Annotated in this window: 21 protein-coding genes and 1 tRNA gene; 13 read left to right on the top strand and 9 right to left on the bottom strand. The window is 55.3% G+C overall.

Translation table 11 applies throughout. From position 1 onward, the window contains the following. The first annotated feature begins 26 nt into the window (after positions 1-26). Positions 27-914, top strand: a complete 888-nt coding sequence (locus LQ945_RS19170) for an amino acid ABC transporter permease (protein ID WP_044548827.1) — start codon at positions 27-29, stop codon at positions 912-914. A gap of 9 nt (positions 915-923) precedes the next feature. After that, complete coding sequence (locus tag LQ945_RS19165) at positions 924-1,751, top strand: amino acid ABC transporter ATP-binding protein (protein WP_044548825.1); 828 nt, start codon at positions 924-926, stop codon at positions 1,749-1,751. Between the two features lie 30 nt (positions 1,752-1,781). Here LQ945_RS19165 and LQ945_RS19160 read toward each other — a convergent pair whose 3' ends face one another. Continuing rightward, positions 1,782-2,291 (bottom strand): VOC family protein, encoded by a 510-nt coding sequence (locus tag LQ945_RS19160; RefSeq protein WP_182823435.1) that lies wholly within the window; start codon positions 2,289-2,291, stop codon positions 1,782-1,784. Positions 2,292-2,457: 166 nt separating this feature from the next. Here LQ945_RS19160 and LQ945_RS19155 point away from each other — a divergent pair, with 166 nt between their 5' ends. Then, entirely contained in the window at positions 2,458-2,937 is a 480-nt protein-coding gene (locus LQ945_RS19155) for a cold-shock protein (protein WP_262240419.1), read from the top strand. Between the two features lie 292 nt (positions 2,938-3,229). Continuing rightward, complete coding sequence (locus tag LQ945_RS19150; RefSeq protein WP_262240408.1) at positions 3,230-3,391, top strand: YnfU family zinc-binding protein; 162 nt, start codon at positions 3,230-3,232, stop codon at positions 3,389-3,391. Positions 3,392-3,396: 5 nt separating this feature from the next. On the opposite strand, the gene LQ945_RS19145 is transcribed toward LQ945_RS19150, so the two are convergent. Both LQ945_RS19145 and LQ945_RS19140 read right to left on the bottom strand, forming a co-directional pair. Further along, positions 3,397-4,845, bottom strand: a complete 1,449-nt coding sequence (locus LQ945_RS19145; protein WP_044548822.1) for a sensor domain-containing diguanylate cyclase — start codon at positions 4,843-4,845, stop codon at positions 3,397-3,399. Positions 4,846-5,651: 806 nt separating this feature from the next. Next, entirely contained in the window at positions 5,652-6,203 is a 552-nt protein-coding gene (locus LQ945_RS19140) for a flavodoxin family protein (protein WP_044548820.1), read from the bottom strand. Positions 6,204-6,867: 664 nt separating this feature from the next. Between LQ945_RS19140 and LQ945_RS19135 the strand changes: the two genes are divergently transcribed. After that, positions 6,868-7,029: a YnfU family zinc-binding protein gene (locus tag LQ945_RS19135; RefSeq protein ID WP_220496837.1), complete on the top strand. Its 162-nt coding sequence runs from the start codon at positions 6,868-6,870 to the stop codon at positions 7,027-7,029. A 97-nt stretch (positions 7,030-7,126) separates the two neighbouring features. Here the strand turns inward: LQ945_RS19135 and LQ945_RS19130 are convergent, their stop codons facing one another. The 4 genes from LQ945_RS19130 to LQ945_RS19115 form a co-directional block, all read right to left on the bottom strand. After that, the gene (locus LQ945_RS19130; protein WP_182823425.1) at positions 7,127-7,270 is read right to left on the bottom strand and encodes a hypothetical protein; all 144 of its coding nucleotides are present in this window, start codon (positions 7,268-7,270) and stop codon (positions 7,127-7,129) included. A 232-nt stretch (positions 7,271-7,502) separates the two neighbouring features. Continuing rightward, positions 7,503-8,867 (bottom strand): MFS transporter, encoded by a 1,365-nt coding sequence (locus LQ945_RS19125; protein ID WP_270101492.1) that lies wholly within the window; start codon positions 8,865-8,867, stop codon positions 7,503-7,505. 72 nt (positions 8,868-8,939) lie between these two features. Beyond that, the gene (locus LQ945_RS19120) at positions 8,940-10,412 is read right to left on the bottom strand and encodes a 2-hydroxymuconic semialdehyde dehydrogenase (RefSeq protein WP_270101491.1); all 1,473 of its coding nucleotides are present in this window, start codon (positions 10,410-10,412) and stop codon (positions 8,940-8,942) included. Between the two features lie 150 nt (positions 10,413-10,562). Next, positions 10,563-11,552 (bottom strand): LysR substrate-binding domain-containing protein, encoded by a 990-nt coding sequence (locus LQ945_RS19115; RefSeq protein WP_182823421.1) that lies wholly within the window; start codon positions 11,550-11,552, stop codon positions 10,563-10,565. 296 nt (positions 11,553-11,848) lie between these two features. Between LQ945_RS19115 and LQ945_RS19110 the strand changes: the two genes are divergently transcribed. From LQ945_RS19110 to LQ945_RS19075, 8 genes are all read left to right on the top strand, one after another. Next, positions 11,849-12,619, top strand: a complete 771-nt coding sequence (locus tag LQ945_RS19110) for a 2-keto-4-pentenoate hydratase (RefSeq protein ID WP_270103007.1) — start codon at positions 11,849-11,851, stop codon at positions 12,617-12,619. Continuing rightward, positions 12,616-13,563 carry an acetaldehyde dehydrogenase (acetylating) gene (locus LQ945_RS19105; RefSeq protein ID WP_270101490.1) on the top strand — a complete coding sequence of 316 codons (948 nt, stop codon included), beginning with the start codon at positions 12,616-12,618 and terminating at the stop codon, positions 13,561-13,563. Before LQ945_RS19110 ends, LQ945_RS19105 begins: the two co-directional genes overlap by 4 nt. Then, positions 13,560-14,597, top strand: a complete 1,038-nt coding sequence (gene dmpG / locus LQ945_RS19100) for a 4-hydroxy-2-oxovalerate aldolase (protein ID WP_182823418.1) — start codon at positions 13,560-13,562, stop codon at positions 14,595-14,597. The genes LQ945_RS19105 and dmpG overlap by 4 nt, the downstream gene beginning before the upstream one ends. Further along, positions 14,594-15,376, top strand: coding sequence for a 2-keto-4-pentenoate hydratase (locus LQ945_RS19095; RefSeq protein ID WP_270101489.1), 783 nt, complete (start codon positions 14,594-14,596; stop codon positions 15,374-15,376). The genes dmpG and LQ945_RS19095 overlap by 4 nt, the downstream gene beginning before the upstream one ends. Next, positions 15,373-15,792, top strand: a complete 420-nt coding sequence (locus LQ945_RS19090; RefSeq protein WP_044548812.1) for a RidA family protein — start codon at positions 15,373-15,375, stop codon at positions 15,790-15,792. Before LQ945_RS19095 ends, LQ945_RS19090 begins: the two co-directional genes overlap by 4 nt. Before the next feature lie 39 nt (positions 15,793-15,831). After that, the gene (locus LQ945_RS19085) at positions 15,832-16,404 is read left to right on the top strand and encodes a 3-hydroxyanthranilate 3,4-dioxygenase (RefSeq protein ID WP_270101488.1); all 573 of its coding nucleotides are present in this window, start codon (positions 15,832-15,834) and stop codon (positions 16,402-16,404) included. Continuing rightward, positions 16,401-17,396, top strand: coding sequence for an amidohydrolase family protein (locus LQ945_RS19080; RefSeq protein ID WP_270101487.1), 996 nt, complete (start codon positions 16,401-16,403; stop codon positions 17,394-17,396). Before LQ945_RS19085 ends, LQ945_RS19080 begins: the two co-directional genes overlap by 4 nt. A 265-nt stretch (positions 17,397-17,661) precedes the next feature. Next, positions 17,662-17,982, top strand: coding sequence for a hypothetical protein (locus LQ945_RS19075; protein WP_270101486.1), 321 nt, complete (start codon positions 17,662-17,664; stop codon positions 17,980-17,982). Positions 17,983-18,048: 66 nt separating this feature from the next. Here LQ945_RS19075 and LQ945_RS19070 read toward each other — a convergent pair whose 3' ends face one another. Next, the gene (locus LQ945_RS19070; RefSeq protein ID WP_420136167.1) at positions 18,049-20,991 is read right to left on the bottom strand and encodes an autotransporter outer membrane beta-barrel domain-containing protein; all 2,943 of its coding nucleotides are present in this window, start codon (positions 20,989-20,991) and stop codon (positions 18,049-18,051) included. A 315-nt stretch (positions 20,992-21,306) separates the two neighbouring features. Then, positions 21,307-21,383: transfer RNA gene (locus tag LQ945_RS19065), tRNA-Arg, on the bottom strand. Positions 21,384-21,398 lie beyond the last annotated feature (15 nt).

The following is a 21,398-nucleotide window of genomic DNA, read 5'->3' as shown; positions in this document are numbered from 1 at the left end:
CTTTGATCTGTTTCAGGAGACCTGCGATGTCCAAACAAGAAGTGTTAAAAGTGGTTCCTGCACGCTACCCGCTACGGCTGGTGGGCGCGCTGTTTTCAGTCTTTATTCTGGCGGCCATCGTCCAGTCGGTGGCGGCTAACGAACGTTGGGAATGGGGCGTCTTCGCCGAATGGTTCTTTGCACCTGCGGTGCTGTCGGGCTTGGGGCAGACCCTGCTGCTGACGCTGCTTGGTACCCTGTTCAGCATCATCTTCGGCACCCTGCTGGCGCTGGCGCGGCTGTCACGCTCTTATCTGCTGGCCTCGCTGGCATGGGGGTATATCTGGCTGTTCCGCTCACTGCCGCTGATTCTGGTGCTAATTATTCTGTATAACTTTTCATACCTGTACGATGCGATCTCGTTAGGAATTCCCTTTACTTCACTGGTGTTCGCCAGCTATCCGACCATCGATATTCTCAGCCAGTTCTCCGTGGCGGTGCTGGGGCTCACATTAGTGCAATCGGCCTATACCGCAGAAATCATCCGCGGCGGCATTCTCGGCGTGGAATATGGCCAGCATGAGGCAGCGGCGGCGCTCGGCCTGCCGGGCTATCGCCGCACTTTCCGCATTATCCTGCCGCAGGCGCTGCGCTCCATCGTGCCGACCGGTTTCAACGAAATCATCAGCCTGGCGAAAGGAACTTCAATCGTTTACGTATTGGCGCTGCCGGAGCTGTTTTACACCATTCAGGTGATCTACAACCGCACTCAGCAGGTGATTCCACTGCTGATGGTCGCCACGGTTTGGTACCTGTTCATCACTACCGCATTGTCGGTCATTCAGTATTACATCGAACGCTATTTCGCCCGGGGCGCGGTCCGCGAACTGCCGCCAACGCCATGGCAGAAACTGGCCGGCTGGTTAAAACGTTAGGAGGATCCCATGTCCGAAGCCATTGATTATTATGCCCTGCGCGAAGCGCCGGTGCGCAACATTGTCCCGGTACCGGCCCGCGGCCTGATTGAAATCAGCAACGTGAGCAAATATTTTGGCAAGCATAAAGCGCTGGACGACGTCAGCCTGACGCTGCAACCGGGAACCGTCACGGTCATTCTTGGGCCATCCGGCTCCGGCAAGTCCACCCTGCTGCGGGCCATCAACCATCTCGAGCGCGTCGACGAAGGTTTTATCCGTATCGACGGCGACTACGTCGGCTATCGGCGCAAGGGCGACAAGCTGTATGAGCTGAAAGAAAACGCCATTCTCAAGCAGCGCATCAACGTCGGCTACGTGTTCCAGAACTTCAACCTGTTCCCGCACCTGACGGTACTGGAAAACATCGTTGAAGCGCCGGTGGTGCATAAGATTTACTCGCGGGCCCAGGCCAGAGAGGTCGCTTATCAGTTGCTGGATACCGTCGGCCTGCGGCACAAGGCGGATGCCTACCCGCGCCATCTGTCCGGTGGTCAGCAACAGCGTATCGCCATTGCTCGTGCTCTGGCGCTGAATCCAAAGGTGATTTTGTTCGATGAACCGACTTCGGCGTTGGATCCGGAACTGGTTGGCGAAGTGTTGGACGTCATCAAAGGGCTGGCGGATCTGGGGGTTACGCTGGTAGTGGTGACCCATGAAATTGGCTTTGCGCGCGAAGCGGCGGATCAGATTGTCTTTATGGTCGATGGGCAAATCGTCGAACAGGGGAATGCGCGGCAGGTACTGAACCATCCGCAGCATCACCGCACCGTCAACTTTCTCAATAAGGTTCTGTAACTGCAGGGCGCCCAACGGCGCCCCGTTCTATCATGCCTGCGCGAAACGGCGCTTTTCGGCGACGAAATCCAGCGGTTTGATGCCGCGCTGGTTGCGATCTTCTTCGGTCTGCAGCGCTGCCGGAATAAACCAGGTCACTTCAAACAGCAGCCCGTCCGGATCATGCCCGTAGATGCTCTTGTGCACCCCATGGTCTTCCTCCAGTCCAAGAATGCCCCGCTGCGCCAATTGATCGCGAATGCGCTCCAGTTCGTCCAGGCTATCGACCTCCCAGGCCAGATGATACAACCCGGCCGGAGGCTCGTTTTCCGCCGGCGGCTCGCCGTTGGCACGAAAAACGCCGGCCCGCTGCTGCCCCAGGTTCTTGCTGAACAGCGCCAAATCGTGATCATTGTCCGAATCGGCCGCCTGGGTAAACACCGCTTTATCGGGGCTGCCCGAAGGCTTGAGCTTGAATCCCAGCACCTGATGATAAAAGTCCGCACTTTGTTGCACGTCGCTGACATACAACACCGCGTGGTTAAGCCGTTTAATTCCCATCGATTTTCCCTTTCAGAAATGAATAAAGTCAGGCTGAAAATAGCATGCGGCCACCACGCGGCTAAATGCCGTTATCGCATTATCAAATGCCGGGCACGCAATCTGTCACTGCAAGGCATTCCGCGCTATCATAAGCACTGTATTGAACGACTTTATGAGAATGATGATGAACGGCAAGATAACGACTTTTTTTGAAGACAAAGGCTTCGGCTTTATTACCGACGAGAACGGGGAAAATCGTTATTTTCACGTGATTAAAGTGCAAAACCCGGAGCTGATTAAGAAAAACGCGGCGGTGACTTTCGAACCGACCAACAACACCAAAGGCCCTTCGGCATTTGCGGTCAAGGTGCTGGCGTCGAGCAAGTACATCATCATCGCCAACGAAAGAATCAAAATCACCAGCATCAAATCCTTCAATACTTTCACCAAGGAAGTGCCGGTGAAAGCGGACGTGGATAAAGAAAATACCGTGCTGTCGGTTGGCCTGCTGATGAACCGCATCCGCCCGCAGTCTGAGGACGCGTCCCAGGCCATGCAGACGCTGCGCATGCTGACCATCACCACCTTCCAGAACGAAACCCATACCTTCTCCGAACACGAGATCGACATGGACGAAACGCTGAAAGTGCTTAAAAGCCTGTAATCACAACCACCGCCAGCCGCATATACCCTATGAATTTCGAGTTGTAGCTAGGCGACCAGCTAGCTCATCCCCAGTAACTTACTTCAGTAAGTAACTGGGGGACAAATCTGCCGGGAGCAGATTTGAACGCTGCTGGCAGCGGCCCCTAAAAGGGGTGTGGCCCATGGACGGGCCACATAATTGAGTGCAGGTAACAACGCTGCAGCTTGAAAGGCGACGGGTATAAAACATTCTAAGCAATTTGATACCACCTGTGTTAGCGTGGGTTTTCACCTGACACAGGCCATTTATTATGTCTGATACCAGCAGTGTTAAAGGTTTCATCAACCGCTCAACCCAAATCGCCTGCCCGAAATGCGCCTATGTGACGACCCAAAAGTGCTCGATGCTGCAGCAAAAAGTCATGCTGATCTGCCCAAACTGCGGCACCGAGTTTGAACCCAAGCAGAACTGACCCCTTTATTTAAACAGGATGTGGCCCACGCTGTTGCCGCTGATCACATTAAACGACTCCACCCTGTTACGCCCCTGCGACTTGGCGCGATAAAGCGCGATATCCGCCATATTCATCAGCTGTTCCAGCGATTTCACTTCGTTCATCGCCAGACTGGCGACACCCACGCTGATGGTGATGTTTAACGACACTTTACCGCCGGGGGACAAGTCGGCTTTTTGCACCAACTGCCGTAAATGCTCTGCCAGGGCCACGCCCTGCGCCGCCAGCGCGCGCGGCAGCATAATCGCAAACTCTTCACCGCCCAAACGCCCAAACAGCTGATCGTGACGCAGCTCGCGCCTGACGATGTGGGCGAATGAAGCCAACACCTGATCGCCGACCAAATGGCCGTAGGTGTCGTTTATCTGTTTAAAATGGTCGATATCGATCAGCAGCAAGGACACCGCTTCTTTCGATTTAAGTTTGTGGTCCAACAGCTCTCCGGCCTTGCGCGTCAGGGCGTTACGCGCCAACACGCCCGTCAGGAAATCATGGTTGGCGCTGTGCTCCAGACGCCGCAGCAGCTTACGGTTAACCGCGATTGAGCTGGAAAGGATCAGCGGCCCCATGACCAGCATGGCAATGCCCAGGCGGGCCGACATCAGCGTATCGAGGAAGGCATTGTGGTTGTTCGGCGTTTCATACAGCATCAGGTTGGCTGAAATGCTGCTGATCTCGGTCATGCCGGTCAGTAACGTCAGCAGAGTCACGGTGAACAACTGATAGCGAACCGCGCACCACAGCAACGCAGGTATTGGGAAGGCAATCGCCCCCGGCCCGCCGATATAGACGCTAAACGCCAGTGAAAACAGCAGCGCCAGCAGTGGCATACCGGCGCGCAGCTGCCAGTTGATCTGCATGCGCAGCAGTTGCTTAATTCGTGGGGCTGCCAGCAGGACAGGCAGCAGCAGCAGGTTGGTCGAAAATTGTTCGCTGAACCACGCCAGCCAGGCAATAATCGCCGTGTTGTTGTACAGGCTGTCGTTGCGCAATATTGACAGCGTCGACGCCACTGCCGCACCGCTCAGGCTGGCGGTGAACATGTAGAGGATGGCCTGAGGTTTGCCCATTCGGCGCTGCGACTGCGGCAGCAGCAGCATCACACCATAGCCGGTGGCAATCAGGGACATATTGCAGGCATTCAGCCACAGCGCCAGCGCCAGGCTTTCGCCATTAGTCAGATCGGCGGCAATCATCCCAAGATAGGTGATCAACCACCCGGCAGGGCTGGCATAGGCGGGCTTGCGTAATAGCAGACCGAGTAAAATCGCATTCACCGGCCAAAACAGAGAAAGCGAACCTATTGGGCGTGTAAAAATACCCAGCAGGGACAGTAAATAGGCCAGCAGAAAAAGCGTGATCAACTGGATGGCGACCGGCAATCCCTGCTTGGCGTTTATTCTGGCGTTCATCGCCTTACCCATATATTTATAATCACCAGAGCAATTCTATGCATATTCCCCCGCCCGAGATGATGAGGAAGACATAACAATCAGAGTTAAAATTAAAAAATACAGACAGATCAGCAACAAAGATAGATTCGTTTTTTATTAACAGAATGCTCTTAACGCCACCGCTCAGCGGTATCCTTCAACGCGAAACGGATTTTCACCCGCCCGAAAATAATGTTCAAGGATATCTATCAGCATAGCGTAAACCCTCACCGATCATCACAACGCCAAAACCATAATAATAAGATGGGTATTTTACTTGCCGCTCAAGCCGCGCTGCCGGTTATTATTTTCCGGTAACACGCAACGAAGCGCAATTCATAAAAAAAGCCCGCAGTGCGGGCTCAGACTGCTGACAAAGTCCTTTGTACTTAAAAGTTATGTTTTATGTGCGAATAAAAACAAAGGATTATGTCTTCAGGTTTACCCCAAACATCCGAAAACCACGCTTTTCGGGTGTTTGTCATCAAATTAAGCCCGCACAGTGCGGGCTCGCTTGAAGAGCAGCTAATTGACAGTTACGACACGGCCATTGCTGGCCCTGCTGCCGCTCATTGTATCGCCGCAAGCTTAAGCACACCTTAGCAACAAAAAACCCGGTCTAGGAACCGGGAATATTTGTACGAAATGCAGTGTTAGCCCAAGCAGGCTAATAACGCACCCTAATTTACGCCCCAATTGTGTAGAAAAAATGAGCAGCAAAAAGTGTGCGTATGAATAAAAGCGTGCCTGGCTAATCTCCCCTTTAGCGTGCAAGGGAATAATACTTAAGCCAGTTTCGCGGCAAAGCCCGCAACGCGTTGGCCGTAAAGCGCGGCGGTTTCCAGATCGCCCGACAGCATTTCATCCACACCGGCATCCGAAGGCGTCTGCACCAGCAGCCCTACAGAACCGCCGAGATTGTTCACGTCGGTACGCTGCGCCGACTTGGTATTAGCCGGCAATAACCCCAGACTAACCCACAGGCCGCCATGCTGGGAGGCCAGCGTTTGCAGAGCGATCAGCGTAACCTGCTTATCGCCGTTCAGGCTGGCGCTGTTGGTGAAGCCACCAAAAACCTTGTCCTGCCACTTGCGGGTAAACCAGGCTTTTGAACTGGCGTCGGCGAATTTTTTAAATTGCCAGGACGGGCCCCCCATATAGGTTGGCGAACCAAAGATAATGGCATCCGCCTCATCCAGTTTTTGCCAGGCTTCATCGCTGATATTGCCTTCCTGATCGATAGCGATCAGTTCCGCTTCGGCACCTTGCGCAACCACGTTTGCCAAACGTTCGGTGTGGCCGTAGCCGGAGTGAAAAATTACCACTGTCTTCGCCATTAGAAACTCCCTGATCGTTGCATGAGGGTGCCGATGGCACCCGGAGATACTCTGATCCAATCTACTTAACTGTCACTGGAGGGAATACCAAATTTATCTGACAGAGTTATTCAAAAAAACCGGACGCATATCAGCTCGCTGTTGCCCGTTAACCCTGCTGCCGGGCGAAATCGATAAACGCACGCAGCGGACGCGGCATTTGCCGATTAGCGGGATAATAAAGGTAAAATTCAGCAGAAAGTGAACCCCACAACCCCAATACCATCGAGCTCGGTTTCCCCCATGATTTTCTGGCGCTGCAGGCCACCCGCGACATTATGTTTGGCGGACTGGCGATTACGCGCAGATAAAAAAAATCCCGCACAAGGCGGGATAAAATTAACAGGGATGGGGTAATACACTACAGGGAATGGATAACACACAACATCATCGGGTAGCTGTTAAATTACCAGCCACAATGTATAGAACTGTCATGCCTGCGTAAGGTTGATCCGGCAGATGTAACCTCGGATGGAAATGTGACATTTTTACTGTTGCGCCGTTTGATGCAGAGCCCCCACATCACCGCGCGGCCCCACAGAAATGATTAATAAATAATCAATAAAGGGCTATTAACCCCGGCCAATGTTAGACTGAGGCTCCTTACATCTACCCGGTGAAAGATATGTCTATCTTTGATGCCCTTAAGATGTTCAGTGACTCATCAGTAAAAGTGATCTGCCCAAAATGCGCCCACGCTTCTGAGCAAAACGGTCGCAAAGTGCGTAAAAACATCACCATGATCTGCCCTAAGTGCGGGCATTATTTCCTTCCCGACGAAAAATAGCGCCTTTTCATTGGCGATACTGCGACGTTATAAATACGGCCCAAACCGGCACTGCCGCGGCGGTACAAAGCAACCAGTTGGGATAGGATGGCGGGTCTTAGCGGATTTCAATGCTGATATCGGGGTAGGCTTTCTCGCCGTCGCTGAGATAATGACCCAGCGACCGGTAGGCCAATACATAAAGCGCGGTAGCTGCACACAGGCAGAGTAACGTTACCAGCAAGAATTTTGATTTACGCACGGTGAGATCCTAATGGGCATTTGGCTGTATTTTAACGCTGCAGCATAAACAAAAGCTCAATTGTTCACCGATCGGATCACATAAACCAAAGCCCCAGCGCACAGCCAGGGCTTCAATCCCGAATTATTTCTTCAGGATGCAGATAAGCGAATCAACCCGGCCCCGCAGTTCCCTCAACGGTGGAATAAGAAGACAGTTGAGCGATGCAGTGCACCAATCGTGGGCGCCGTATTCAGTGTTTATCCTGCAGGCGGGTCAACAGTGGCTCTCGCCGCCGCCCGCTGAAATACTTCAGCATTAGCGCCAGGCAAACCAACCAGGCTGGGATCAGCAACAGGCTGAAAATGGTCGCCGCAGGGTACTGGTGACGCAACAGTTCAGCGCCGGCGAGCACACCGGATATGGCACCAAAACGCCCCACGCCATACATGCTGCCCACCCCGGTAGCTCGGCAACCGGTGGGGTAATACGAAGCGGCCAGCGACGCCAGTGCAGACTGCCCGCCACCAGAAACAAACCCCATAAAGAACACCAGTGAACCCAACAGCAGAGTATGGGTGACGTTGCCGACCGCCAACCCTACGCCATAGGCCAATAACCCGGCAATCAGATAGGTCAAAGCCAATACTTTGTTGGGTTCACGGCGGTCCATCACCCAACCGATCAGTATGGATCCCACGCCACCGCCTAACGGGAACAGCGCGCTGATATGGGAGAATTGCAGCACCGACAGCCCCGCCTCTTTTAGCAACAGGGGCATCCAGCTAACAATCATATAAAACACCAGCATGCTCATAAAACAGCTAAGCCACAGCAAGCCGGTGATAGTGCGATGAGGAGAGCTCAAAATGGCGCGGATAGCGGAGTGTCCGTCGGCAATTTTGTCCGCAATCACGAACTGCTCTGCCCGCTCGACGCCTTCCTTCTTTATACGCCGTAGAATGGCGCGAATACGGGCACTGGGATAGCCCTTAAGTACCATGTAACGCACCGATTCCGGCAGTAACCAGGGCAAGGCTACGCACAGCAGGATAGGCACGACGCCCCCCACCACCAGCACCGAACGCCAGCCAAATGAAGGGATAAGGTAACCGGCCAGCAGGCCACCTACAGCTGCGCCCAGCGGGAAGCCGCACAGCATGGCACTGACTATCATGGTGCGCCGTTTGCTGGGGCAGTATTCGGACAGCAGCGTGATGCTATTGGGCATCGCCGCCCCCAAGCCTAATCCGGTGATAAAACGCAGCAGGGTCAACGACCCTATCGAAGATGACCAGGCGGTTGCCAGACTGAACACCCCAAACAGCAATACGGAATAGATCACCGCCGGTTTGCGGCCCACCCGATCCGCCAGCGGCCCCGACAGCAGCGAACCAAAAGCCAAACCAAACAACGCCGCGCTCATGGCCGGCCCCAGTTCAGCCTTCTGCCCTCCCCATTCGTCCAGCAGTGAAGGAGCCACGTAGGCAATCGCGGCCATATCGTAACCGTCCATGAAAATCACCAAAAAACACAGCAGCAGCAATAGCCATTGGAACGGGGAAAACCCCGCGCTATCGATGAAGCTTTCAATATCCAGAGGTGGGGAATGAGACATGAGGTCAGGCTCCTGTCAGCTAAGAGGGGGGACTCTGCGGGCTGCCACGGGCAGTCGGCAGCCGGTGAGCGATTATAGTTTTATGCAGACATTGCTGATTTCAGAGTAAAAATCCAAAGAGTGGCGGCCACCCTCGCGACCCATACCGGAAAGTTTGCTGCCGCCAAACGGGGTACGCAGATCGCGGGCATACCAACTGTTGACCCAGACAATACCGGTGTGGATACGCCTTGCCAGACGATGCGCTCGCCCTACCTGGCTGGTCCACAACGCGCACGCCAGGCCATATTGGCTGTCGTTGACCCGCGCCAGCACTTCCTCTTCGTTATCGAAAGGCGATATGTGACATACCGGTCCAAAAATCTCTTCGCGCACGCAGCGTGCGTCGTCGTCCAGCCCGGTCCAAATGGTTGGGCGGATCCAGGAGCCGTTATCGCGCTCGTCACCGAATACCGGCACTTCTCCCCCGGTGATCAGGTTTGCTCCTTCGCTACGCGCCAGCGCGAAGTAGGAAAGCACTTTATCCCGGTGCTTTTGCGACACCAGTGGGCCGAGATCCACGCCCTCTTCATCGGGATAGCCTATTTTCAAGGCTTCGGCCCGTTCTTTTAATGCCGCGACGAAACGCTCGAAGATCGGGCGTTCCACATAAACCCGCTCAGAGCACAAACACACCTGCCCGGTATTGAAAAACGAAGAACGCGCCACGCCGGCAACCGCTGCCTCAAAGTCAGCATCGGCAAACACCACCGCGGCATTTTTGCCGCCCAATTCGAAAGAGACCTCTTTTACGCCATCCGCCACCGCTTTCATGATGGCGCTGCCCGTACGCGATTCACCGGTGAAGGAAACGGCGGCAATCTCTGGCTGGCGGGTAAGGTATTCCCCCGCAGAACCCGGCCCAAAACCGTGGATCAGATTAAAGACCCCGGCAGGCAAACCGGCCTCATGCATCACTTGCGCCAGCAGCGTTGCCGAAGAGGGGGTTTCTTCCGACGGTTTGCACACCACGGTGTTACCCATCGCCAACGCCGGCCCGAGCTTCCAGGTCAGCAGCAGCAACGGCAGGTTCCAGGGAGAAATCACGGCCACCACCCCAAGCGGTTTGCGGACCGTATAGTTGAACAGCAGGCCGCCATCGGCCTGTGGCGTTTCGCAGCATTCATTGACCGCGGTTGCGGCCAGATCGGCGAAAGTGCGGAAGTTGGCAATGGCGCGGGGAACGTCCAGCGTACGAGCCAGACTCTCGGGGCGCCCTGTGTCCGCTACTTCTGCCGCGACAAATTCGTCAAAACGGGCTTCGATACCCTCGGCTACCCGGTGCAATAGCGCAACACGTTCCGGCACGCTCAGTTGCCCCCAGGGCCCGGAGAGTGCCGCATGAGCGGCCTTAACCGCTGCCGCGACCTGCGCTTCCCCCGCTTCGGCAACGCGCGAAACGAGATGTCCATCAACGGGGCTGATATTGTCGAACTGTCGGATCCCATCGACAAACTGACCGTCGATATACAAGGGTAAATCCGGCGCGGATTGATAAATTGCCACGGCACTGTTCCTCCTGAGTCACAAAGCGGCACGAAGAAGCCTGCCATTGGCGTCTGAAAGCAACGCCGTTGGCGGGGAGCTTCGGCCGGGTATCGTTACGCAGTGTAGGGAGCCGTAGAAATAAGGTGAAAATGAATAAAGCGGGCTTTGCTATGCCGTTTGGTTATAGCCAGGTAACGTATTGTCTTCCTGAACCGCCAATTTCAGGCATTCAATCAGTTGCCGGCTCGCCGGCGTCAAAGGCTTATCTTCACGGATGGAAAACCCGACCTCGGTGGAGGGGCCCACGTCGCCAAGCGGCAGTTGGAACAACAGGCCGGCCGCAATAAAGCGCCGCGCCGCAGCAGTCGGCATCAGGCCAAGGAATGAAGAATCCACCAGCAGGTTGACGTTGGTCAGCAGCGACAATGACTCCACGATATTTTCAGGGGCCGGCAGCCCGGACTCTTTGAAGAATTGATCGGCGACGCGCCGGGCCGGCGAGTCGAGCGGCGGCAGGATCCACGGCCAGGGTGCAAGGTGTTGCAGGTTAAGATTGGCTTCTTGCACCAGCGGATGGCGGCTGCCGGCCACCACGCAAAGGCTGTTGCAATATAACGCCCGGTGACTCAGCGCCATTCGGCCAGTCAGAGGTGCATCGGGTTCGGGCAAACGCCCCACCACCACATCCAGCTCACCGGTCGCTAACGCAGGAAATAAGTAGTCCTGCGGCCCTTCCCGTACGCTGACTAAAATTTTGGGTGCCCGCTCTTTCAGCAACAAGATAGCGCGCGGCAACAAACTGGCGCTGGCCGAGATCTGCGTTCCCACCACGACATGCCCGACAACGCCGCCCTTAAAGGTGTTCAGTTCATCGGTCAGGTAGCGCAGCTCGGCAATCACCGACTTAACCCGTTCTCCCAGCAGCACACCGCAGTCCGTTGGGGTCACGCCCCGATTATTACGATCGAACAGCAGGGTATCCAGCTGTTGTTCCAGTTCGCGGATCGCTTTGGTCACTGCGGGCTGGGTCAGATTCAGTTCACGAGCCGCACGAGCAATCGACTGATTGCGTAATACCCGGTCAAAAATCAGCAGCGGACGCAGCTTGAGCCGGTTCAGGATCATGTCGCTAACGTTAAAAGGGGAACGTTCATTCATGGTCGTTTACTCCCAAAAATCGTCTGGCCCAGGCGCCTTGTCTGGCGACTATGGCATAACTTTAGGGAATAGCAAAAGCCACTTTATTCATTTTCGCTTATTGGCCATCTGATTAGACTGCCCTGTATCCACTCTCGCCGGCTGGCTAAATCCTGTTCTCCAAAGCTCCCTTTCTTCAAGGGCATGGATCACGGCAATAACCAACCGCAGGGAAAACGGCCACGTCCAGACGTGGCGCATAACAGGAGAGTCATGTGTCAAATTCACTGAAGCCTGAACACCATGAAGCGGCCAAAATGCTCAGACTGGCCGCCGAGAGTGGCCGCCCCTGCGCGCCGGTTCGCCACCTGGTGGGTTCTCAGGATATCGATGCCGCCTATGCCGTACAGCGGTTCAATAACCAGGAGCGGATCCAAAAGGGACAGCGGCCGGTGGGCAGCAAAATCGGGCTGACGTCGGCGGCGGTACAACGCCAGCTGGGTGTCAATCAACCGGATTTCGGCCAGCTGTTCGCCGACATGGCGCTGTGTGACGGTGAAGAGATTGCCGCAGGCCGCCTGATTCAGCCCAAGGTGGAAGCCGAAATCGCCTTGGTACTTGAACAGGATCTTCCCCATGAAAAAAACACGCTCGCCGATCTGATCCGCGCCACCGCCTATCTGCTGCCCGCTCTCGAAGTGGTTGATAGCCGCATCGCCGGCTGGGATATCTCACTGGCAGATACCATTGCCGACAACGCCTCCTGCGGCCTGTTCGTGCTGGGCAACCGCCCGGTGCAGTTGAAGGACGTCGATCTGCTGGGCTGTGGCATGGTGCTGGAGCGCGCGGGCGAACCGGTTTCGGTGGGCGCCGGAGCGGCCTGTCTGGGCAATCCGCTGCTTGCCGCCTTGTGGTTGGCAGACACGCTGGCGCAACGCGGTAACGCTCTGCGAGCCGGCGATATCATCCTGACTGGCGCGCTGGGGCCAATGGTCGCGGCCTGCGCCGGGGATGTGTTTAGCGCCCGCATTGAGGGCCTCGGTCAGGTCAGCACCCGCTTCGCCTCTGCTACAGGAGGTGATCAATGAGCAACCCAGCGCAAATTGCTGCTGCAATCATCGGTTCGGGCAATATCGGCACCGATCTGATGATCAAGATCCTGCGCCAGGGCCGGCACCTGAAAATGGCCGCGATGGTCGGAATCGATCCTACCTCCGATGGATTGGCGCGGGCGAATCGGCTGGGCGTAGCGACGACGCCTGAAGGCATTGATGGCCTGCTCGCGCTGCCCGACTTCAGCGAAATCAAAGTGGTTTTTGACGCCACCTCGGCCGGGGCGCACGCGCACCACAATAAACTGCTGCAACAGCATGGCGTTCGGGTGATCGACCTGACCCCGGCAGCCATCGGCCCCTACGTGGTGCCGGTGGTAAACCTGGCAACCCAGAGCGATGCGCCAAACCTGAACATGGTCACCTGTGGCGGACAGGCCACCATTCCGATGGTGGCCGCCGTCGCCGGCGTCACCGACGTTTACTATGCCGAAATTGTCGCTTCGGTCTCCAGCCGCTCTGCGGGGCCCGGCACTCGCGCGAACATCGACGAATTTACCGAAACCACCGCGTTGGCATTGCAAAGTGTAGGCGGTGCAAGGCGGGGCAAGGCCATCATTATCCTCAACCCGGCCGAACCGCCCTTGATGATGCGTGATACCGTTTTCTGCCTGACACCACCGAGCGATCGCCAAGCGATTACCGACGCGGTCGTTGCCATGGTGGCCAAAGTGCAAGAGTACGTACCCGGCTATCGCCTGAAGCAGGAAGTCCAGTTTGAAACCATAACCCCTGCCGACGCGCATCTTTATCCGGATCTGGGCCCACAAGGAGGCCTGAAAGTGTCCATCTTCCTGGAGGTCGAAGGGGCCGCCCACTATTTACCGGCCTATGCCGGCAACCTCGATATCATGACGTCAGCCGCACTGGCCTGCGGTGAGCATATCGCAAGGCGTTTGCTGCAGGGTCAGGGAGCATGAAGATGAAAAAACTCTATATCTCCGATGTCACTCTGCGTGACGGTTCCCATGCCGTACGCCACCGCTATTCATTGCCTCAGGTGCGGCAAATCGCCGCCGCACTGGATCGCGCCGGCGTGGACTCGATTGAAGTGGCCCACGGTGATGGGCTATCCGGCTCCAGCTTCAACTACGGCTTCGGCGCACACAGCGACGTAGAGTGGATTGCCGCTGCCGCAGAGTCGGTCAACCGTGCCCGGATCGCGACGCTGCTGCTGCCCGGCATCGGTACCGTTCATGATTTACGTAATGCCTATGATGCCGGCGCGCGGGTAGTGCGCGTCGCCACTCACTGTATTGAGGCGGACATCTCACGCCAGCACATCAGCTATGCGCGCGAACTGGGAATGGATACCGTCGGTTTTCTGATGATGTCCCACATGGCTGAACCCAAACATCTGGCACAGCAGGCAAAGCTGATGGAGTCCTACGGGGCCACCTGCGTGTACGTGGTCGATTCTGGCGGTGCCATGCTGATGCACGATATCCGCGATCGCTTCCGCGCGCTGCGCGACGTGCTCGATGAACACACGGAAATCGGCATGCACGCTCACCATAATTTATCGCTCGGCGTCGCCAACTCGATTGTCGCGGTGGAGGAAGGCTGCCAGCGGGTCGATGCTTCGCTGGCCGGCCAGGGTGCCGGTGCCGGCAATGCGCCGCTTGAGGTGTTTATCGCCACCGCCGAACGCCTGGGCTGGAACCACGGTTGCGATCTGCTGCAGCTGATGGATGCGGCAGACGATCTGGTACGGCCATTGCAGGATCGCCCGGTACGCGTCGATCGTGAAAGCTTGTCGCTGGGGTATGCCGGTGTCTACTCCAGCTTCCTGCGCCATGCCGAGAAGGCAGCACAACAGTATCAGCTCAAAACCGCCGATATCTTACTGGAGATCGGCCGCCGCCGTATGGTGGGCGGTCAGGAAGATATGATCGTTGACGTCGCCCTGGATTTGCTGGCCCAACGAAACAGACCGCAGGAGAAAACCGCATGAGCAAAGTCATGGATCTTACCGCACTGGCCACTCAGTTGGACCAGGCCACGCTAAGCCAGAAAGCCACGGCACAGCTCACCGGACAGGTTGCGCTGGATCTTCCCACTGCCTATCGGGTACAGGCTGAAGGGATCCGGCTACGCGAGCAGCGCGGTGAGCGCCGCGTCGGCCTGAAGCTGGGTTTCACCAGCCGCGCCAAAATGCAGCAGATGGGCGTTGACCATCTGATTTGGGGAGAACTGACCGATGCCATGCAGATTGAAGAAGGGGAAACGCTGGATCTGCGCGAGTTGATCCACCCGCGCGTGGAACCTGAACTCTGTTTTATCACCGGCAAAGAGATCAATGGCCCGCTGTCCCTGGCCGAAGCCGGCCGGGTGCTTGAAGGGGTATGCCCTGCGCTGGAGATTATCGATTCCCGCTACCGCGATTTTCGCTTCACCCTTGAAGACGTGATTGCCGACAACTGCTCATCCGCAAAATTTGTCATAGGGGCCATGCAGAACCCGCAGCGCGCCATCGATAACCTGGGTGTGGTGATGAACTTTCATGGACGTCCGGTGCAGGTTGGCAGCACCGCAGCTATTCTTGGGAATCCATTGCGCGCTCTGGTACAGATCGCCAGCCTGTTGCATAAACAAGAACGCGTGTTGCCAGCCGGCTCGGTGATCCTCGCAGGTGCGGCGACCGCAGCAGAAGCTTTACGCCCCGGGCTGCACGTCAGCGTCGATATTTCCGGGTTTGGACGAACGGCATTTCATACCGAGGGCAAGCTATGAGTAACCAGGCTGTGGTTGTTAAAGGAAAAGCCACCCCGCGTGGACGCTTTCCACACGTAAAACGGGCCGGCGATTTTCTGTTTGTCTCCGGCACCAGCGCCAGATTACCGGACAACAGCATTGCCGGGGCCGAAGCCGATGCCATGGGCGCAACCCGCCTGGATATCGACGTGCAGACTCGGGCGGTGCTCGATAATATCCGCGACATTCTGCGCAGTGTCGGAGCCGACCTGAATGATGTTGTCGAGATCGGCGCTTTTCTCGTCAATATGAACGATTTTGCCGGTTATAACGCGGTGTATGCCGACTATTTTGACTATGACGGCCCAACCCGCACCACCGTGGCGGTACACCAACTGCCCCACCCGCACTTGTTAATTGAAATCAAGGCCATCGCTTATAAGCCCCAAAAATAACCTGTGCATATCCTCTGCCCTACGAATCGGAGAATAACAATGTCTAACTTCAAATATGGATTTCCACTCAACTTCAATACTTGGCTAGACAGTAACGCGCATCGGCTCAAACCCCCGGTCAATAACCAACAGATTTGGCAGGACAGCGATTACATGGTCACCGTCGTCGGTGGGCCGAATCAGCGCACCGATTTTCATGACAACCCGGTGGAGGAGTTCTTCTACCAGTTTAAAGGGAATGCCTATCTGAACATCTGGGATAACGGCCGCTATGACCGCATCGACCTGCGTGAAGGGGACATTTTCCTGATGGCGCCCCACGTGCTTCATTCTCCTCAACGCCCGGAAGAGGGCAGCCTCTGCCTGGTGCTGGAGCGGAAGCGCCCGGAAAATGAGCCGGACGCTATACAGTGGTCATGCGCGGCCTGTGGCAACCTGCTCAAAAGATATGAAATGAACCTCAAGAGCATCGTGGCGGATCTCCCTCCGGTTTATGAACAATTTTATGCAACCAGCGATGAAGAGCGCCGCTGCAGCCAGTGCGGCGAAATTCACCCAAGCCGCGATGCGCAAACCTGGCATCGCACACTGAAGGCAACAGAAAACCGATGAAAATAGATATCCACTCGCATTTTTTCCCTAAAATCAGCCAACAAGAGGCTGCCAGGCTGGATGTTGAGCGGGCTCCCTGGTTGGCAACCCACGGACGCGAAGGCCAGATCATGCTCAATGATAAGCCTTTTCGACCGGTTTATGACGCGCTGTGGGATGCCGAACGCCGTCTGGAACAGCTGGATGAACAGCAGATCGATATTCAAATAATGTGTGCCACGCCGGTCATGTTTGCCTATGACGTTGCTATTGACCGCGCCCTGCCCTGGGCCCAATTGATGAACGAGCGGGCGCTGGAAATGGCGTCTGCCAACCCGCGACGGTTGAAGGTGCTGGCGCAGGTTCCGCTGCAGGACAGCGAGGCCGCCTGCCGCGAGGCCAGTCGTGCAAAAGCCTGTGGTCATATTGGCGTGCAAATAGGCAATCACGTAGGGGCAAAGGATCTGGATCATGAATCGCTGATCGCCTTTCTGACCCACTGCGCCCACGAGAGTATCCCGGTGCTGGTGCACCCTTGGGATATGATGGGAAGCTCGGAACGCATGAAGAAATGGATGCTGCCCTGGCTGGTGGCAATGCCGGCGGAAACGCAGTTGGCGATCCTCTCTTTGATTCTCTCCGGCGCCTTCGAACGCTTGCCGCGCAGCCTGAAACTCTGCTTTGCCCACGGAGGCGGCAGCTTTGCTTACCTGATGGGAAGGGTCGATAACGCCTGGGAGCAGCGCGATATCGTGCGTGAAGATTGCCCGCATAAACCTTCAAGCTATCTGGATCGCTTCTTCGTCGACTCTGCCGTGTTCGATCCGCTGGCTTTACAACTCCTGGTGGATACCCTGGGGGCCGATCGAGTCATGTTGGGCTCGGATGCCCCTTTCCCGTTGGGGGAGCAACAAATTGGCCATTTGGTCAGCAGCTCTGCCTTGCCGGAGAACAGTAAACGCCAGATTTTGGGTGAGAACGCGCAGTCGTTTTTCTCGTTGCCAAACGAGTAATCTCCACGCTTCGGGAACGAAAGTATTCGTTCCCGAACTTACTTCCTTCCCCTCCCCAATCGATATCGTTCCTCATCGAAACCCCAGATACTGCCGACACGCTTCGTGGTTACTGTTAACCCCAATCTTCCCATTTTAAAATATGACGTTCGGCAAGAAAAAAGCTCCTTTACCGGGTAAATCACCGATCATGATTCGTTGGGTTATTGTTTATAAAGGCTCGCTTAAACTACTCCCTCAACACCAATAAAGGGAATTTAACAACATGAAAAATATAATCATTCCAGTCATCATTGTCGCGAGCACAATACTCAGCGGATGTGCAGTGCAAAATGATAAAACTCAAATTAATGGCTTGGGCCTCACCTATCAAGCCGATGTAAAAACATTGCCGAACGGCGACTATTTCACCGAGGTTGAAGCCGCTCCTTTTGCTGGTCGTATCTCGGGAGCGGAAGGTGCAGCAAATAAAAAAGCCTCTGATTACTGTAAAGCGCAAAATAAAGGGATGAAAGAAGTGAAGTTAGAAACAGATTCGCATGTGCTAATCAATGGCGTTGCGCGTCTGACATTCCGTTGTTCTTAAAACCCCCTGATCTTCACCCTATTGATTAAGCGTGGCCCAATATCTGGCCACGCTTTTTATCGCCCGTCAGAACTTCCAGGTAAAACCGGCGTTGACGCTGTTGTCCTGGTAGTTTTGCGACAGCAGCCCGCCATAGCCCAGCGACAGCGTGGCGTTCTTGTTCACCGCCACTTCCGCACTGGCTTTCAGCACCGCACCGTCACGCGACGCCGACACGCTGTTCACCACGAACGGTGAGCTGCCGCCGTTGAACTTCAGCCCGGTTCCGCGATCCAGATCGCCGTACTGATGCTGCCACCCCAGCTCGCTGCGCAGCGCCACCGCGGTGGTTTTGCTCGCCTGCCACTCGGTGTCTGCACGCAGCCCCAACGTCGAGACCGTCGCGTCTGTGTGTTGCTTGTCACCGTGCAGCGCCGCCGCTCCGCCATCTTCCGAGATGCCGTTGTTCTGGAAGTTGATGTACGCCAGGTTGGCGAACGGCTCCAGATTCACCCAGGCCGCTTTTATGCTGTACCCCGCTTCGGCGAACACCTGCTCGGTGCGCGCGCTGTACTTCGCGGTTTCGCGATCCGACTGCATGCCGTAGTTAACCGAACGTGAGGTATCGAAGCGGTGCCAGGTGTAACCCCCACCGGCACGCAGCGCCAGTTCACCGAACTGTTTGCCGCCGTACACCGCCAGGTGGTAGTTGTCGCTGTCAGCATTCGAGCCATAGCCGCCGTCCAGCGAGGTGCGGGTATAACCGGTCGCGACCCCTAACCGCCATTCATTCGCCAGCGCCGAGTCCAGCCCCACCAGCACGCCGTAGGTCGATGCCTGATAGCCTGTGGCGTTGGCATCACCTGACGCGTGGTCCCAGGCCCCCAGCAGCTGTGCCCAGGCGCCACCGTCGTCGTCAGCCTTGATGTCCGGCGAGGTCGCCAGCCCTTCCGCCTGACGCAAACGGCCGTTAAGCGCGTCGCGCAGGTAGCGGCTGTCGTTCACCTGTGCCGAGGCGATATCCGCGTGGATCTGCCCCGACAGCTGGCGGAACGCCTGCCGCGCTTCCCCCGCCGAACCGGCGTTAAGGATGCTCTCAAACACCGGGTTGCCCGCCGCCAGCGCATCTGCCGCCGCCGCTACCGCACGCTCGTTCTGCGTTGCCGCCACGCTGACAAAACTGGTGTCATTACGGCCGACGTTGAGCGTCACCTGATTCGGCTGGTAGGTCAGCCCGGTGCCGAGGAACAAGTAGTTTGGCGCCACAGAATCAAATTGCCCGCTGATGCCCTGCTGGGCGGTCAGGATGTTGTACTGCCGGCCTAGCAGGCTGCGAACCTCACTTTGCGACAGCAGGTTGCCGCTGTTTTCCAGCGATACATTAACGTTACCGCCATTCAAAATAGCAGTACCCGCACTGTGAATTCGGTCGCTCTGACCGTTTGCCGCCACCTCTACCCAATATTGCGAGCCGGGCTCAAAAGCCACCCTGTCGGCTACATGCAATACGCCTATCGAGTGGCCCGGCGTAACCACACCGCCCTGATGGACGGTTAATCTATTCAACACTCCATTGCCGCTGAGCAAGCCGCCCTGATTAACATCTAAAGTCGAGTTTACTGCCCCATCAGCGATGACGACTCCGCCACGGTTGATATCCAGGGCTGAATTTAACACCCCGCTAATGACCAGAGTTCCGCCGTTAACCACGGACTTATCGCTGTATTGCGCATTGCCGGAAACAATCAGCGTCCCCTGATTAACCTCCAGCCCGCCAAAACGATCGTTGCCAGCAAGCGTCAGGCTGCCCTCACCATTTTTAATCAGCTTGCCTGGCCCCTCGATATCGTTTTTCCATTCGTCGGATAAGGAAAAACCAACAACATCATAGGCAGGGTTAAAAGTCTGATTGACCACCAGAGAGTCGTATAGATAGGCCGGGCCGCCGTAAGCTTTGGGTAAATCTATAACGCCCCAAAACGAGTCAGGGTTACCCGATTGTATCGTCCATCCCGCTAAAGAATTGCTCGGGTAAGCGGTGCTGGCTAAAATGCTGCGCCAGTTGGCCTCGGTCAAATAAGGGAAACGCAGGCGTAATAAATAACCGGCTTTATCCGGCATATCATCCGGGGTAATACGAGATGCCTCGGCAGGCTCTTTTTTTCCGTAGTAGCCTATGCTGTTGCTTGAATACAACGGGATTCCAGGTTGCGTAGCAGCGATGCAACCACCGGTATTTTCGTGACAACCTTTGGCTATTTCACTTCGGGTTGCCTTTGCCAAATCGGCAAGCGTAGCCGCAATGCTGTCATCGGCCAACAATTGCGCCAATGAGAAATAGCTGCCGACTCGTGAAGCTATAGTATCGGTTGGGAAATGAGCGCCCACGATCACTCGGCTTTCGCCAAATTGCAGGGCGCGCGAAAATATCTCACTCCCTCGTTCAGGGAATATCAGTGACAAAGCGATAGCCTGTTTAAAACCCGACCACGTATGTCCACTCGGGAAGGAAGAACCTTTCACCGACAGGTAATTTTTTATGTAATCACCCTTTTCGTCCAATACCTGGTAAGGCCTTCCCCGCTTAAATTCATCTTTCAGTATGAAATCGAATGAGCGCGTTCGACCGCTGTTGGCATCATAGGCATAGGTCGCTGTTTTATATAATTCGCTTATTTGATTATAAGAGGTTATTGAGCGGAGATCCGTGGCGTTGGCTTGCTCACCCAATGCTGCAACAGCAAAACTGCGATAGATATATTCTGATGATTGATCTTGATCGTCATAGGCCAACGCATAGCGTTCGCCAGTAATAGCCGTATATTCATTACTGGCTTGCCGATCCCATTCTGATGCCTGAGAACCTTTCCCCGGGTAGCTTGTCAGCACTCGCTCATGCAAGCTGTTAAACCACCCCTGCCGCTGTGAATATAAACTTTCTTTTGTTGAGGTAATATCTATCTCAGCCCATGAAAAACCAGAGCAGGCCAGAGTTATTGCCAGTATTGAGAGTTTTATTTTCATTATCATTCCATAATAATCAAGAAAGCACGCCAATAAGCGTAAGCGCGATAACTTAGTGGAATAATGTGACAGGATAATGACAGCGAAGTTGAACGTGGATAAGTTTAATTTTCGCAAAAAAAATTAAGCCACTTAAATTAAAATATGATTTAATTTATTATTTACACTTAAATTAATATCCATTTTTTCTGTCGTGAATTTATTTAGGATGTAAATAAACGATCAGAGGACGATAGCACGATGCCGGTTTTTTGAGCCCAAAAGGCGTCCATATCAAATCGAGACAATGGAGGAGATATTGATGCTATTGGCGAAGCTTAATGGTACGCCCTACAGGGCTCGAACCTGTGACCTACGGCTTAGAAGGCCGTTGCTCTATCCAACTGAGCTAAGGGCGCATTGGGATGCGGCAA

The organism is Serratia liquefaciens (assembly GCF_027594825.1).
GTDB lineage: Bacteria > Pseudomonadota > Gammaproteobacteria > Enterobacterales > Enterobacteriaceae > Serratia > Serratia liquefaciens_A.
This window is presented reverse-complemented; position numbering and strand designations above follow the sequence as displayed.

Excerpts from the sequence above, each read along its gene's own strand:
- LQ945_RS19095 (WP_270101489.1), top strand. The coding sequence starts at position 14,594 with ATGAGCAAAGTCATGGATCTTACCGCACTGGCCACTCAGTTGGACCAG.
- LQ945_RS19155 (WP_262240419.1), top strand. The coding sequence starts at position 2,458 with ATGAACGGCAAGATAACGACTTTTTTTGAAGACAAAGGCTTCGGCTTT.
- LQ945_RS19140 (WP_044548820.1), bottom strand. The coding sequence starts at position 6,203 with ATGGCGAAGACAGTGGTAATTTTTCACTCCGGCTACGGCCACACCGAA.
- LQ945_RS19115 (WP_182823421.1), bottom strand. The coding sequence starts at position 11,552 with ATGAATGAACGTTCCCCTTTTAACGTTAGCGACATGATCCTGAACCGG.
- dmpG (WP_182823418.1), top strand. The coding sequence starts at position 13,560 with ATGAAGATGAAAAAACTCTATATCTCCGATGTCACTCTGCGTGACGGT.
- LQ945_RS19080 (WP_270101487.1), top strand. The coding sequence starts at position 16,401 with ATGAAAATAGATATCCACTCGCATTTTTTCCCTAAAATCAGCCAACAA.
- LQ945_RS19170 (WP_044548827.1), top strand. The coding sequence starts at position 27 with ATGTCCAAACAAGAAGTGTTAAAAGTGGTTCCTGCACGCTACCCGCTA.
- LQ945_RS19125 (WP_270101492.1), bottom strand. The coding sequence starts at position 8,867 with ATGTCTCATTCCCCACCTCTGGATATTGAAAGCTTCATCGATAGCGCG.
- LQ945_RS19075 (WP_270101486.1), top strand. The coding sequence starts at position 17,662 with ATGAAAAATATAATCATTCCAGTCATCATTGTCGCGAGCACAATACTC.
- LQ945_RS19165 (WP_044548825.1), top strand. The coding sequence starts at position 924 with ATGTCCGAAGCCATTGATTATTATGCCCTGCGCGAAGCGCCGGTGCGC.
- LQ945_RS19090 (WP_044548812.1), top strand. The coding sequence starts at position 15,373 with ATGAGTAACCAGGCTGTGGTTGTTAAAGGAAAAGCCACCCCGCGTGGA.
- LQ945_RS19105 (WP_270101490.1), top strand. The coding sequence starts at position 12,616 with ATGAGCAACCCAGCGCAAATTGCTGCTGCAATCATCGGTTCGGGCAAT.
- LQ945_RS19135 (WP_220496837.1), top strand. The coding sequence starts at position 6,868 with ATGTCTATCTTTGATGCCCTTAAGATGTTCAGTGACTCATCAGTAAAA.
- LQ945_RS19160 (WP_182823435.1), bottom strand. The coding sequence starts at position 2,291 with ATGGGAATTAAACGGCTTAACCACGCGGTGTTGTATGTCAGCGACGTG.
- LQ945_RS19110 (WP_270103007.1), top strand. The coding sequence starts at position 11,849 with ATGCTCAGACTGGCCGCCGAGAGTGGCCGCCCCTGCGCGCCGGTTCGC.
- LQ945_RS19145 (WP_044548822.1), bottom strand. The coding sequence starts at position 4,845 with ATGAACGCCAGAATAAACGCCAAGCAGGGATTGCCGGTCGCCATCCAG.
- LQ945_RS19085 (WP_270101488.1), top strand. The coding sequence starts at position 15,832 with ATGTCTAACTTCAAATATGGATTTCCACTCAACTTCAATACTTGGCTA.
- LQ945_RS19070 (WP_420136167.1), bottom strand. The coding sequence starts at position 20,991 with ATGATAATGAAAATAAAACTCTCAATACTGGCAATAACTCTGGCCTGC.
- LQ945_RS19150 (WP_262240408.1), top strand. The coding sequence starts at position 3,230 with ATGTCTGATACCAGCAGTGTTAAAGGTTTCATCAACCGCTCAACCCAA.